The organism is Flavobacterium sp. Root420 (assembly GCF_001427905.1).
In the GTDB taxonomy this organism is placed as follows: domain Bacteria; phylum Bacteroidota; class Bacteroidia; order Flavobacteriales; family Flavobacteriaceae; genus Flavobacterium.
In genome coordinates this window covers 214,570-229,304 of the sequence record NZ_LMEF01000033.1, presented here as the reverse complement: position 1 = coordinate 229,304, position 14,735 = coordinate 214,570, and the positions used below count along the sequence as shown (strand labels likewise).

The 14,735-nt window shown below is 33.9% G+C and carries 11 protein-coding genes and 1 rRNA gene; 7 read left to right on the top strand and 5 right to left on the bottom strand.

Going from position 1 to position 14,735, the window contains the following annotated elements; translation table 11 throughout:
• Positions 1-226 precede the first annotated feature (226 nt).
• Positions 227-336: ribosomal RNA gene (gene rrf / locus ASC72_RS22775) — 5S ribosomal RNA — on the top strand.
• 519 nt (positions 337-855) lie between these two features.
• On the top strand, positions 856-2,472 hold the full coding sequence (gene pafA / locus ASC72_RS22770; RefSeq protein ID WP_056196427.1) for an alkaline phosphatase PafA: 1,617 nt from the start codon (positions 856-858) through the stop codon (positions 2,470-2,472).
• A 128-nt stretch (positions 2,473-2,600) separates the two neighbouring features.
• Here the strand turns inward: pafA and ald are convergent, their stop codons facing one another.
• The gene (ald, locus tag ASC72_RS22765; RefSeq protein WP_056196423.1) at positions 2,601-3,719 is read right to left on the bottom strand and encodes an alanine dehydrogenase; all 1,119 of its coding nucleotides are present in this window, start codon (positions 3,717-3,719) and stop codon (positions 2,601-2,603) included.
• 201 nt (positions 3,720-3,920) lie between these two features.
• Between ald and ASC72_RS22760 the strand changes: the two genes are divergently transcribed.
• The gene (locus ASC72_RS22760; protein ID WP_041516998.1) at positions 3,921-4,379 is read left to right on the top strand and encodes an Lrp/AsnC family transcriptional regulator; all 459 of its coding nucleotides are present in this window, start codon (positions 3,921-3,923) and stop codon (positions 4,377-4,379) included.
• Positions 4,380-4,439: 60 nt separating this feature from the next.
• Here ASC72_RS22760 and ASC72_RS22755 read toward each other — a convergent pair whose 3' ends face one another.
• Positions 4,440-5,888: a glyceraldehyde-3-phosphate dehydrogenase gene (locus ASC72_RS22755; RefSeq protein WP_056196419.1), complete on the bottom strand. Its 1,449-nt coding sequence runs from the start codon at positions 5,886-5,888 to the stop codon at positions 4,440-4,442.
• Positions 5,889-6,092: 204 nt separating this feature from the next.
• Positions 6,093-7,493 carry a S1C family serine protease gene (locus ASC72_RS22750; RefSeq protein WP_056196416.1) on the bottom strand — a complete coding sequence of 467 codons (1,401 nt, stop codon included), beginning with the start codon at positions 7,491-7,493 and terminating at the stop codon, positions 6,093-6,095.
• A gap of 138 nt (positions 7,494-7,631) precedes the next feature.
• On the opposite strand from ASC72_RS22750, the gene dapF reads away from it, so the two are divergent.
• From dapF to ASC72_RS22730, 4 genes are all read left to right on the top strand, one after another.
• A complete protein-coding gene (gene dapF, locus ASC72_RS22745; protein WP_056196414.1) occupies positions 7,632-8,417 on the top strand; it encodes a diaminopimelate epimerase in 786 nt (261 codons plus the stop codon).
• 21 nt (positions 8,418-8,438) lie between these two features.
• Positions 8,439-8,972 (top strand): GNAT family N-acetyltransferase, encoded by a 534-nt coding sequence (locus ASC72_RS22740; protein WP_056196412.1) that lies wholly within the window; start codon positions 8,439-8,441, stop codon positions 8,970-8,972.
• 10 nt (positions 8,973-8,982) lie between these two features.
• Positions 8,983-10,023: an endolytic transglycosylase MltG gene (gene mltG, locus ASC72_RS22735; protein WP_056196409.1), complete on the top strand. Its 1,041-nt coding sequence runs from the start codon at positions 8,983-8,985 to the stop codon at positions 10,021-10,023.
• A gap of 454 nt (positions 10,024-10,477) precedes the next feature.
• Entirely contained in the window at positions 10,478-11,125 is a 648-nt protein-coding gene (locus ASC72_RS22730) for a hypothetical protein (protein ID WP_056196407.1), read from the top strand.
• Between the two features lie 52 nt (positions 11,126-11,177).
• Here the strand turns inward: ASC72_RS22730 and scpA are convergent, their stop codons facing one another.
• A complete protein-coding gene (scpA, locus tag ASC72_RS22725) occupies positions 11,178-13,313 on the bottom strand; it encodes a methylmalonyl-CoA mutase (RefSeq protein WP_056196405.1) in 2,136 nt (711 codons plus the stop codon).
• A gap of 44 nt (positions 13,314-13,357) precedes the next feature.
• Positions 13,358-14,722 (bottom strand): methylmalonyl-CoA mutase subunit beta, encoded by a 1,365-nt coding sequence (locus tag ASC72_RS22720; protein ID WP_056196402.1) that lies wholly within the window; start codon positions 14,720-14,722, stop codon positions 13,358-13,360.
• Positions 14,723-14,735: the final 13 nt, after the last annotated feature.

The window sequence follows — 14,735 nt, the reverse complement described above, 5'->3', positions numbered from 1 at the left end:
TGGCAGTAATGTCATAGTCGAGTAGTACTAATAATCCGTAAGCTTATGTACACCCTTTTCTCCCGACTCCGGTCGGGAGAAGAAACTTTCTAAAGCAATACTTTTTTCTTTATCTCAGTATGTTAAGATATTTGCTCGACGCGAGCAGTCTTTAAGTCGAAAGATTAAAGTCATAAAGTCAAAAGACTTTTAAACTTTAAGACTTGTGACTTTAGACTAACAACCTTAAGGTGGTTATTGCGGCGGGGCTCACCTCTTCCCATCCCGAACAGAGTAGTTAAGCCCGCCTGCGCAGATGGTACTGCAGTTATGTGGGAGAGTATGTCGTCGCCTTTCTTTTGAAAACCCTGTTTCTATCGAAACGGGGTTTTTTGTTTTATAGCACTTTGTGTTTTTTTAACCGCCGGTGCGCTGAAATTTTGGATCAGGTGCAAAATTTTACCGCAAAGCACGCAAAGATTTTTTTTTCAGCTGTGCTTACAGTTGGCTGTATTAAGTTCGCAAAGGCTGCCCGTTGGAGCTTTGCGTAATCCCTTTGCGAACTTTGCGGTTAAATAGCGGTTGCTGTAGCTATTTCTTTTGAAAGTGAAACTTCTAGGTTTACCGTAGACTGCGTTAGGGATGGGAGCGGCATCCTTTTGCGATGTCTTGGACTTCTTCCCAAACCAAAACCCCTATCGCAAAAGATACAGCGGACAGCCCGACCCGGAGGGAAACGCCCCAACCATATGTATTCTTTCAATAATATATCATCTTGTTTCTGTTAAATAAAAATCAATTTTGGGTTTTAATTTAGCCTCGGTTAGCCATTTTAAATGTGAATCAGTATTTTTGTGTAAATATTATAATTTAAGTATGAAAAAAAGTATTGTATTGTTGACATTGTTTGTTATCTCAAATTTAAGTGCTCAACAACGCCCTAAGTTGATTGTAGGTATTGTAGTGGATCAGATGAAAATGGAATATTTATATCGGTTCTCAGATGATTTTTCGCCAAATGGATTTAAGAGATTAATGAATAATGGATATACTTTTCAAAATATGCATTATAATTATATGCCAACTTATACAGCTCCGGGGCATGCTTCAATTTATACAGGAACGACGCCAGCGACACATGGAATTGTTGGTAACGAATGGTTTAGCAGAACTACCGGAAAAGAAATGTACTGTACAGATGATGCTGGTGTAAAAACATTAGGAGACGGAACAGTTGAAGAAGGGGCAATGTCTCCTAAAAATCTTCAAAGTACTACTATTACGGATGAAGTAAGAATGGCTACTAATTTTGAAGGTAAAGTTATTGGAATGAGTCTTAAAGACCGTGGTGCAATTTTACCAGCGGGTCATTTTGCAAATTGGGCTTTTTGGTATAGTAAAACAGGTTCATTTATTTCTAGTACTTTTTATGGTGAAAAATTGCCAGAATGGGTGACTCAGTTTAACAGCGAGAAACATTATATGGCTTATATTAATAAAGGTTGGGATTTATACAAACCAGCTTCAACTTATAATGAGAGTTTGCCTGATAATAACCCTTATGAAGGTAAATTGTATGGAAGTGCCACACCAGTTTTTCCATATGATTTGAAAACAATGTATGAGAAAAATGATGCCGGAATTTTAAGAGCTACTCCTTATGGAAATGATTTGTTAGCTGACTTTGCTAAAAAAGCTATTGAGAAGGAAGAATTAGGAAAAGATAATATCACCGATTTTTTAACAGTTAGCTTTTCATCAACAGATTATGTTGGGCATTTACTTGGGCCACGTTCTATGGAACTTCAGGATACTTATTTAAGATTAGATCAAACGATCGCTGACTTTTTAGCGTATTTAGATAAAACAGTTGGAAAAGGTAATTATTTGCTTTTCTTAACAGCGGATCATGCAGGTGCTGAAAATGTTATCTATTTGAAAGATCGTAAATATAATGTTGATAATTTTCCGTCAAAAGATTTTAGAAAAAATCTGCAGGATTTCTCTACAAAAACTTTTGGTGTTGATTTACTATTAAATTATTCTAATTTCAATATCTTCTTCAATAAACAAATAATTAAAGACAAAGGTCTAGAGTTAACTAAAGTAAAACAAGCTTTTAAAGAGTATTTGATTTCATTACCACAGATTAAAAAAGTCTATACGGAAGAAGAAATTTTAGCTAATTCCGGAAATGATTATTATTTGAATTTTGTTGCAAAAGGATATGATGTTACTCAGGATGGTGATATGGTTATCATTAATAAACCTGGCGATATGGAATATTCGGTTACTGGAACATCTCACGGAACTCCATATAGCTATGATACTCATGTACCTGCTATTTTTTACGGCTGGCACATTAAAAAAGGGGAATCATATGATAAAAAAGCGATTACTGAAATTGCTCCAACAATAGCCCAAAAAATTAAAGTTGCTTTTCCGAATGGAACAGAAGCAAAAGTAATGCAGGAAGTTTTGGATGCTAAATAATACTGCTTAATATAAATTGGAAGCCTGTCTAATTTGACAGTCTTTTTTTATGCCATAAAAAAAGACTTTTCAATTAAGAAAAGTCTTTTTAAATAGTGTTTTTAGTAAGCACTTATTATAATGTTAGCCTATGCGTTTGCTAACACTAATTCTTCGTTGAAGGGAAGATTCCAAGCCTCTGCAACTCCTTTGTAAAGGATTTTTCCATTAGCAATATTTAATCCTTTTTTCAATTCTTCGTTTTCGTTACAAGCTTTTTCCCAACCTTTGTTTGCCAATTGTACAGCATAAGGTAAAGTAGCATTTGTTAAAGCTAATGTTGATGTATAAGGGACAGCTCCTGGCATATTAGCTACACAGTAGTGAACGATATCATCAATAATGAATGTTGGGTTTTCGTGTGTTGTTGGAGTACAAGTTTCAATACATCCACCCTGATCAACAGCAACGTCTACTACAACAGTTCCCGGACGCATTAATTTAAGCATATCACGAGTGATTAAGTGAGGTGCTTTTGCTCCTGGAATTAAAACTGCACCAACTATTAAATCAGCATCAGCGATTGCTCTAGTAATATTGTAATGGTTAGACATTTCTGTATTTACATTTGCTGGCATAATATCGTCAAGTTGACGTAAACGTGGCAAGCTTAAATCCATAATAGTTACCTGAGCACCTAAACCAGCAGCCATTTTTGCAGCCTGAGTTCCTACGATTCCTCCACCTAAAACTAATACTTTAGCTGGTGGTACACCTGGAACACCACCTAAAAGAATTCCTCTACCTTTTAATGGTTTTTCAAGGTATTTTGCTCCTTGTTGAATTGCCATACGACCTGCAACCTCAGACATTGGAACTAATAATGGCAAACTACGGTCTGCTTTTTCAACTGTTTCGTAAGCTAAACAAACAGCCCCTTTTTCAAGCATTGCATGAGTCAATGGTTCTGAGGAAGCAAAGTGAAAGTAAGTGAAAAGCAATTGATCTTTTTTGATTAAAGGATATTCAGAAGCAATTGGTTCTTTTACTTTAATAATCATTTCTGCAATAGCGTAAACTTCCTCAATAGTTCCTAAAACTACTGCTCCTGCGCTTGCATACTCATCATCACTAAATCCACTTCCTATACCTGCAGTTGCCTGTACGTAAACTGTATGACCATGTTTTTTCATTTCAGAAACACCAGCAGGCGTTAATGCTACACGATTTTCGTTGTTTTTTATTTCTTTTGGAACACCTATTATCATCTTGTTATATTTTTTTGTTTTTTCTTGAATTTGTTTTACAAAGCTACTGATAGAGAATATATTATTGATATTTGACTGATAAATAAGAAAATATTATTTTATTTTATACTTTTACAGAAAAATATTCTTTTTGGATGGCTTTGGACTTCTAAAAAAAGAAAAAATGACTAAATTCTATTAATTTAAGAAAACGTTTTCGTTATGGCTTTAGATGAAATTGACAAAAAAATCTTACGACTTTTGCAGGAAAATGCTCATTACACTTTAAAGGACATTGCAAATAAAATAAATCTCTCTCTTACACCTGTTCATGATAGGGTTAAACGTCTTGAAAAAGAGGGAGTTATAGAGAAGTATGTTTCGATTTTAAATAAGAAAAAACTTGGCAATAATCTTACTGTTTATTGTCAGGTTACCTTAACGAAACAGACCTATGATACTTCGGAAGGGTTTAATCAATCGATTCTGAATTTGCCAGAGGTTGTGGAATGTAATTATGTTTCCGGAAATTTCGATTATATGCTTAAAATTATTATTCCGGACATGGAAAGCTATCACCATTTTCATCAAAAAAAATTATCAATTTTACCTGAAGTTTCTTTGATCAATACTGTTTTTGTAATTTCAGAAGTAAAAAGTACAACAGTTCTTCCAATTTAAAAGAAACAAAAAACCATCAATAAAATTGATGGTTTTAAGAATGGTTGGTTTGGTTTTGTATTAATAATAAGTAAAACGTCTAACTTTAGCGATGTATTTTGCTAAACGAATTACTTGATGACTATAGCCGTATTCATTATCATACCAAATATATAAAACAATGTTTTTACCATCTTTAGAAACGATTGTTGCGTTACTGTCGTAAATTGATGGCGCAGAAGTTCCCACGATGTCAGAAGAAACCAATTCATTATTTAATGAATATTTGATTTGCTCTACAAGCTCTCCTTCTAAAGCGTATTTTTTCATGATTTTATTGATAGCAGTAATTGAGGTAGCTTTTTTAACTTCTAAATTCACTACAACCAAAGATCCATTTGGAACAGGAACTCTAATAGCATTTGAAGTTAATTTCCCTTCAAGAGATGGGATTGCTTTTGCAACTGCACTTCCGGCACCGGTCTCGGTAATAACCATATTTAGCGCAGCAGCTCTTCCTCGACGGTATTTTTTATGCATATTATCAACCAGATTCTGATCGTTTGTATAAGCATGAATGGTTTCTAAGTGACCTTTTGCTACGCCTAAAGTATCTTCAATAACTTTTAAAATTGGCGTTATCGCATTTGTAGTGCATGATGCTGCAGAAAAAATATTTATTTCATCAGGATTATATTCGTTATGATTAACACCGTGAACAATATTCGGAACTCCTTTTCCTGGTGCTGTCAATAAAACTTTGCTAACACCATTTGAAGTTAGATGTCTTTTTAGAGTTTCTTCTGATGTAAAGGCACCTGTATTATCAATAACTAAAGCATCATTGATTCCGTATTGTGTATAATCTATTTCTTCCGGAGTATTTGCGTTTATGATATGAACAGTAGTTCCGTTTATGATTAAAGCATTATTTTTTGGATCAGCAATTACAGATCCCTGAAAATCTCCATGAATTGAATCGTAACGCAATAGAGAAGCTCGTTTCTCTAAAGTTACGGCATCACTTTTATCACGGGTTACAATTGCTCTCAAACGCAATTGGTTTCCTTTGCCGGTTTTTGACATTAATTCCCTGGCTAACAAGCGTCCAATTCTTCCAAAGCCATATAAAACAACATCTTTTGGCTGAATTTCTTTTGTGGATTTGGCTTTTTTCAATTTTTCCATCACAAAATATCTTGCATCCGGATATTTTTCTTCTTCTAAAAGATATTCATACGTAAGTTTTCCTAAATCTAATTTTGCAGGTGGAAAATCTAAAGACAAAATCACTTTTGCAATTTCAACAGAATCAAAAACACTAATCGGCTTACCTACAAATTCACCTGCATATTGATGTAGATTGATTATGTCACTGACATTTTTATCCAATAATTGGTTTTTGAATAAAACCATTTCGATGGATTTGTCATACCATAAATCGCTTATGACTTTTATTAATTCGACACCAGCTCTTCTTCGGTCGACTTGTAATGATACCTCTTTTTGGTACAAAGATTTTTTACTCATAATTGATCAAATTGAAAAAATAAATAGACGACTATTTTTAAATTTGGCGCAAAAGTATCCATTTCAATCGATTTCGTAAACTATTTTATGATTTATTTTTGAAAAATAAAAAAGCCACCTTAATTACTAAGATGGCTTTTTTGAGTTGTCAGTCTCAGTCTCTGTTTTCAGTTTTTGACTGAAGACCGAGACTGATAACTGCGACTAAATAATTATTCTAAAGATTTCTCCATTTCTGTTTATCATTTCGATACGAACACTTTGGCCTTCGTCTTTTTTGCTTAAAAGTTTCGAAACAGTTTCGACATTTGTTGCTTTTACATTATCAATACTTAAAATAATATTGCCTTGTAATTCGTTTTGATATTGCATTAAATTATCATTGGTAATATTTTTAATTTTTACACCATAATCAATTCTGAATTTCTTCTTGTCAGTGGCATCAATATTTTCTAATTCGATTCCTTTAAATTCTGTACTAAAGAATTCATTTTTACTTAAAGTTACCGGAACAGTTCTCGTTTGTCCATCTTTCATATAACTAACTTTGACAACATCGTTTGGTCGTTTTGTGTTAATATAACCCGAAAGATCAGCATAAGTTGCAATGTTTTGATCATCCAATTTTACGATAATATCACCTTTTGCAAGCCCGGCTTTTTCAGCCCCGGAATTTTTAGAAACTTTACTAATATAAAATCCTTGCGTTTGAGTTACGCCTAATTCTTTTGAAGCTGTACTGTTCAATTCGCCACCTTCAACACCTAAAATACCTCTTTGAACATTTCCAAATTCCATAATGTCCTCGATAATTTTTCTGGCGATATTGGATGGAACTGCAAATGAATATCCAACATAAGAACCTGTCATTGAAGAAATCATAGTGTTAATTCCAATTAATTCTCCTCGGGTGTTTACTAACGCTCCACCACTGTTTCCAGGATTTACGGCAGCATCAGTTTGGATGAAAGACTGAATTCCGCTTGTGTCTAAATTTCGGGCTTTCGCCGAAACAATCCCGGCAGTTACAGTAGAAGTTAGGTTGTACGGATTACCAACGGCTAAAACCCATTCTCCAATTTTTACATTGTCAGAATTGGCAAAAGCGGTATAAGGCAATTTTTCATCAGCATTGATTTTTAACAGTGCGATGTCCATTTTTGAGTCGGTACCAATCAATTTTGCCGTATATGATTTCTTGTTGTTTAAGGTAATTTCAATTTCTGAAGCATCTTTAACTACGTGATTATTCGTCACAATGTATCCATCTTCAGAAATAATAACACCAGAACCAGTTCCTACTTGTTCCTGTTGTTGTTGGCCGCCATATCCATAGAAAAATTCCATCATTGGATTACTGACTGTTCTTCTCGAAACATTCTTTACGTGAACAACGGTGTGGATCGTTTTATCTGCAGCAGCAGTAAAATCTACTGTCTCAGCTGATAATGCAACATTTCGTCCAAATGAATTGGGGGCTAGAGTAACAACAGAATTTTCTCTTCCAAAAAAAGAATTGTTGCCATCAAATAATAATTTGTAAGCACTAAGTGTAGTAGCACCACTTAGTAATGACACTAAAAATAAGGTTGAAAATCTTTTCATAATTAGGCTTAATGTTTAAGTTATAATGTAAAATTAATAGAAAAAATTATTTCAAAAAATGGTTTAACGCTCTTTAACAATCATTAACATTTCATTAATTATTAGTTCGTACTTTTGTACTTATTTAATAGACAAAAAATGCAAATAGAATTTTATAAATATCAGGGTACAGGGAATGATTTTGTAATGATTGACAATCGTACTAATTTTTTCCCAAAAGAAGATATTCAACTGATTGAACGTTTATGCGACAGACGATTTGGTATTGGAGCAGACGGACTTATTTTATTAGAAAATGATTCGGATACTGATTTCAGAATGGTTTATTACAATTCTGACGGGAACGAAAGTTCGATGTGTGGAAATGGTGGCCGTTGTCTGGTAGCTTTTGCAAATCAAATGGGCGTGATTAATAATCAGGCAATTTTTATGGCAGCAGATGGGTTGCATCACGCTTCTGTTGGAGGAGATGATACCATTGTTTCCTTGCAAATGATTGATGTTGATGAAATACAAAAGAAAGATTCTTATACTTTTTTGAATACTGGTTCACCGCATCACGTACAGCTTGTTGATGATTTAAGACAATATAATGTAAAAGAAAATGGTGCAGCCATTCGTTATGGTGAACTGTATGGAGAAAAAGGAAGTAATGTCAATTTTGTAAAGAAAATTGATGATGATACTTTTTCACTTCGTACTTATGAAAGAGGTGTTGAAGATGAAACTTTAGCTTGTGGAACAGGAGCAACTGCAGTTGCCATTGCAATGAACGCGATTGGACAAACGGATAAAACATCTATCAATTTAAATGTTGAAGGAGGAAAGCTAAATGTTTCTTTTGATAAAATGGGAGATCATTTTACCAATGTTTTCTTAACCGGCCCAGCCAAATTTGTTTTTAAAGGCAGTATTGAAATCTAAAATCAACAATCTAAAATTACAATGATTACACTCAAAGGCGAAAATATCTATCTGCGTGCATTAGAACCTAATGATTTAGAGTTTGTGTATGCGATGGAAAATGATCAGAGCATTTGGGAAGTCAGCAATACTTATACGCCATACAGCCGTTTTCTGGTTCGTCAATATCTTGAAAATGCACATCAGGATATTTATGAAGCTAAGCAGTTGCGATTAGCAATTTGTCAGGATGAAGATTTTCCTGCTATTGGATTAATTGATTTATTTGAATTTGACCCGAAGAATAATAAAGCGGGGGTTGGAATCGTTATCCAAAAAGACGAAAATAAAAAACAAAACATTGGTTCTGAAGCATTGGAACTTTTAATTAAATATGCTTTTCATAATCTAAATTTACATCAGCTCTATGCAAATATTAGTGTCGAAAATGTAGCAAGTATAGCTCTTTTTACTAAATTTGGTTTTGAGAAAATAGGAATTAAAAAAGATTGGATTTTGCTGAATAACCACTATCAAGACGAAGCAATGTACCAGTTAATTAACAAACAAATTTAAAATTTAAACTTTGAGCTTAAAAAAAATTATCACGATAACTGTTGTAGCCGTAATTTCAGTTTTAATGATTTACGGATTTATTTTGATCAGCAGGATTTTTAGCGCCAACACCAAATTTGAGGAAAAAGAACTTTATGTTTATGTTCCTACCGGTGCAAATTATACCGATGTAAAAAAAATATTAGAACCTTATATCAAGAATTTCGAAAACTTCGAAATGGTAGCGAATAAGAGAAGTTATCCTGAAAATGTAAAATCAGGTCGTTTTTTACTTAAAAAAGACATGAATAATATCGATTTGGTTCGTGCAATGCGTTCTAATGTTCCTGTAAAATTAGCTTTTAATAACCAGGAACGTTTAGAGAATTTTGCCGGAAGAGTTGGTTCTGAAATCGAAGCGGATAGTTTATCTTTAATGAAAGCAATTAAAGATTCGACTTTCATGGCCGCTAACGGTTTTAATGAAGATAATGTATTCGCCATGTTTATTCCGAATACTTATGAAGTATATTGGAATACTTCTGCAGAAAAATTCCGTGATAAAATGATCAAGGAATATCATAATTTCTGGACAGATAAAAGAATTGCAGAAGCAAAAGAACAAGGTTTAACGCCAGTTCAGGCTACTATTTTAGCTTCAATCGTTCATAAAGAATCAGTAAAAAAAGATGAAAGACCTAGAATTGCAGGTGTATATTTAAACCGTTTGCGTTTAGCAATGCCTTTACAAGCTGATCCAACTGTAATTTATGCCTTAAAATTAAGAGATAATAATTTCGATCAGGTTATTAAAAGAGTTTTTTATAACGACCTGGTTATGAAGTCTCCATATAATACTTATGTGAATATTGGACTTCCTCCGGGACCAATTGCAATGCCTGATATTACAGCTCTTGAAGCAGTTTTAAATCCGGAAAAAAACGATTATATCTATTTTTGTGCTAGTGTTGAGCGTTTTGGATATCATGAATTTGCCTCAACTTTGGCAGAACATAATGTAAATGCAAAAAAATATTCTGATTGGATTGCCAGTCAAGGTGTGACAAGATAGTTTTTAAAAATTATTTCTAAAAAAAAACCGAAGCTTAAATTTAAGCTTCGGTTTTTTTATTGCCATTTTTGAAGTGTTGTGAATTAGAAAAATTATGATGCAAAAAAAGCATTGCATTTCTTTCCAATTTTTATTGAAACAATAAAAAATCAAAAAAATAACATTTATTTATGTGTAAAAAAAATGAAAATTATGTAAGTTAAATATTATTATTTTAACATATTTGCTAAAAATATCCTAAAAATGATATTTTAGAAGTTTATTTTTTTGACGTTTTTGAGGAAAATAAATAGCTCTTCTTAACGCTCGAAAACTCGATCAATAAAGGGATCAGGCGGATATTAGTGTTTTTTTAAAACATGTAAACGTCTGAATATCAGCATTGTTTATTTTTGCTTACCTTTGCACTGTAGAAATTTTAAGAGGGTGACAGCGTTTTGAAGAAAAACAATTTATGATAAAGAAATGGTATTTTTATGCGAGTTTAGTCGTTATTATTACATTTTTAAGTTTGGGTTTTAAACCCTTTAATCTGGAAACCAAACCTTGGTTTTTAATAGAAAAAACAGATGGATCAGAATACTTATTTCCATCGCTGGACAAGGATGATTATCCTGAATCAAACAAATTAAACGTCCCATACACGGGAAATCATCTAATCGGTTTTAAAGAAGCAGTTGCTTTTAAAGAGTCTCAAGGAAAGTACCGTTTGGTAAATTCGCTTGGCTATATGGGAAAATACCAGTTTGGTCCTCAGGCACTGAGATCGATTGGTGTTCGCAGTGGCAAGGCTTTTTTAAAAGATCCTGCTTTACAAGAAAAAGCATTTGTTGCGTTATTATCCAAAAATAAATGGATTTTACGTAATGAAATTGAAAGGTATGAAGGGAAAATCATTAACGGTGTTGCTATTACCGAATCCGGAATTTTGGCAGCGGCGCATCTTGGTGGTGCCGGATCAGTAAAAAACTTCTTTAAAAATAAAGGAAACAGGTTCTTTAGAGATGCCTACGGAACTTCATTACGAAGTTACATGAAAGCTTTTGGAGGTTATGATCTCTCTTACATTGAAGCAGATAGTAATGCTACAATAAACGACTAAAAAGTAAAAACTAAAAAATCCCGAGTGAATCGGGATTTTTTTATGGAATATATTAATCAATTAATATTTCTAAAATTTTAATGGCTGCTTCACTAATCTTTGTTCCTGGTCCAAAAATGGCAACTGCACCGGCATCAAATAAATATTGATAGTCTTGTGCAGGTATAACACCACCCACAATTACCATAATATCTTCTCGGCCGTGCTTTTTAAGTTCTTCAATAACCTGCGGAACCAAAGTTTTATGTCCGGCAGCTAATGAAGAAACACCCAATATATGGACATCATTTTCAACAGCTTGTTTAGCGGCTTCAGCCGGTGTTTGGAAAAGTGGACCTATATCTACATCAAAACCAACATCGGCGTAGCCTGTAGCAACTACTTTTGCACCTCTGTCATGTCCGTCTTGTCCCATTTTGGCAATCATAATTCGGGGACGTCTTCCTTCTTGTTTGGCAAAGGCATCTGCTAATTGTTTTGCCTTTTCAAAATTTTCGTCGTTTTTTATTGCTGCACTATACACACCGCTAAAGGATTTAATTTGTGCTTTGTACCTGCCAAAAATACTTTCCAGAGCATCGCTGATTTCTCCTAAAGTAGCTCTTTCACGAGCGGCCTCAGTTGCGATTTCCAATAAGTTTCCTTGCCCGGTTTTAGCACAATGAATTAATTTTTCCAGTGATTGATTTACTTTCTCCGTATTTCTTTTTGCTTTTATATCTTCAAGACGTTCAATTTGTTGTTTACGGACCATTTGGTTGTCAACATCCAAAATATGCAACGGATCTTCTTTCTCTAATCTAAATTGATTTACACCAACAATAATATCCTGTCCGCTATCAATTCTGGCTTGTTTTCTTGCTGCGGCTTCTTCAATTCTAAGTTTCGGAATTCCGGCTTCGATGGCTTTTGTCATTCCGCCCAATTCTTCAACTTCTTCAATAAGTTTCCAAGTATTTTCTAAAAGTTCATTTGTCAAACTTTCAACATAGTAACTTCCAGCCCAAGGATCAACTGTTTTGGTAATTTTAGTTTCTTCCTGTAGAAAGATTTGCGTATTACGTGCAATTCTCGCAGAAAAATCGGTTGGTAAAGCAATTGCCTCGTCAAGTGCATTGGTATGTAAAGATTGTGTTCCTCCAAAAGCAGCAGCAGTCGCTTCGATACAAGTTCTGGCTACATTATTAAAAGGATCTTGTTCTGTTAAACTCCAGCCGCTTGTTTGACAATGTGTTCTCAGTGCCAACGACTTGTCGCTTTTTGGATTAAATTGCTGAATTAATTTCGCCCAAATCATTCTTCCCGCTCTCATTTTTGCAATTTCCATAAAATGATTCATTCCAATCGCCCAAAAGAAAGAAAGGCGAGGAGCAAATTCATCTATAGTCATTCCTGTTGAAAGTCCGGTTCTGATATATTCTAAACCATCTGCTAAAGTATAAGCCAATTCAATATCCGCAGTTGCACCGGCTTCCTGCATATGATATCCCGAAATAGAGATAGAATTAAATTTTGGCATTTTCTTGCTCGTAAATTCAAAAATATCTGCAATGATTTTCATCGATGGTGTTGGCGGATAAATATAAGTGTTACGCACCATAAACTCTTTCAGAATATCATTCTGAATGGTTCCTGAGAGTTTTTCGATGGAAACACCTTGTTCTTCAGCTGCGACGATGTAAAAAGCCATAATTGGTAAAACAGCTCCATTCATAGTCATAGAAACCGACATTTCGTCTAACGGAATCTGGTCGAAAAGTACTTTCATATCTTCGACAGAATCAATTGCAACACCTGCTTTTCCAACATCTCCGACAACTCTTTCATGATCTGAATCGTAACCACGATGTGTTGGTAAATCAAAAGCAATTGAAAGCCCTTTTTGCCCGGCAGCTAAATTTCTTCTGTAAAATGCATTACTTTCTTCTGCTGTGGAGAATCCGGCATACTGACGAATAGTCCACGGACGTCTCACATACATTGTGGCGTATGGTCCGCGTAAATTTGGCGCAAAGCCTGCCCCGAAATCAAGAAATTCTAAATTTTCAAGATCTTTTTCAGAGTATGTTTTTTTAAGCTCAATTCCTTCAGCAGTAAAAAAGTTATCGGCTAAAATGTCTGACTTTTGACTTTCGACTTTTAACTTTTGACTGTCCAGATTAATATGTTTAAGGTCTTTTCTTATCATGGAGACACTTCGTTTTGTTGGGTTATTAATTACTTTGAAAAAGATTATTCAAGTTCTAATCGTTCTTGTTCTAATTTCTCAGCTAATCTTTTTTCTATTATGGGTGTAATTAATGTTTTTCTTGGTTTTATTTTTACAAAAGGAAACAACTCTAAATCGTGTTTCATTTTGTCTTCTTTGTTTGGATACTTGTTCGTTCCTAATAAAACTTCTTTTTTCGAATCAAATAGTTCCTGTTCTTTTGCAGCGCTTTCCTGAATTTTCTTTTTGATTGTTCCGTCGTTCAAAAGTTTCAGAAAACCTCCATTTGCTTCAATATCTTTAAATAGGGCCAAACTTTTTTCAGCCAATTGCATTGTTAAACTTTCGATGTAATAACTTCCATCGGCAGGATTATCTACTTTATCAAAATAACTTTCATGTTTTAAAACCAGCAACTGATTTCTCGCAATTCGGTCGCCAAATTCATTGTCTTTATGATATAAAGCATCATAAGGCAAATTCGCAACAGCATCAGCACCACCTAAAATAGCCGACATGCATTCGGTTGTAGTACGAAGCATATTAACGTTATAATCGTAAATCGTTTTATTTCGTTTGGTTGGTGTAACCAATAAATGGCATTCAATATCAGGATTATATGCTGCAGCAATTAAGTTAAAAAGCATTCGCAACGCGCGAAGTTTTGCAATTTCAAAGAAATAATTAGTCCCAACAGAAACCTGAAAAACAAATGGTTTTGTAAGGTTAGGCAAACGATTTAAATATTCATTTGCATGCGCCAAACTGTAAGCAATTTGCTGTGTAATAGTAGCTCCGGCATTTTGATATAAACCTAAATCTATACTTATTAATGAAAGGTTTGTAGTTGCTTTTGCAATATTTTCAATCGTTTCAAAATTATTTTTATCCGATGTTGGAAACCAATTTCCTTCTCTTGCAAAATGGCCAATTGGATCAATATTACAATAAAAAAAAGCTTTTTTCTGAATTGAAATTGTATCTAATAATTTTACGAAATCGATTGAAATAAAATTTAAATTAAAGTAAACGATTCTGTTTTCTAAAGGAAGAGTTTCTAATAATTTTTTAATGTCTGTTTTTTCGTTTTGAATCGTAAAACGTAAACTTTCGGCACCTCTTTCAATGGTATTTATAGCTCTTTGAATCGATTTCTCGATATCATAAACGAAAATATTTTGACAGATTTTAAAATTCGAAACCTTAGTTTTTATGGCTGCCGTTTTTGAAAATTCATCTCTGTGATAAAAAGGCTTTACCTGAATATCTTCGGGAGAATTCCAAATTACCGTTTGGTTGTATTCGGCTCCATCTAATTCAAACTGAATTTTTTGTTTCCATTGTTTGGATGAAATCGGATTAAAATCGTCGAATAGGGTAGTGGCCATGGAGTGTTTTTTC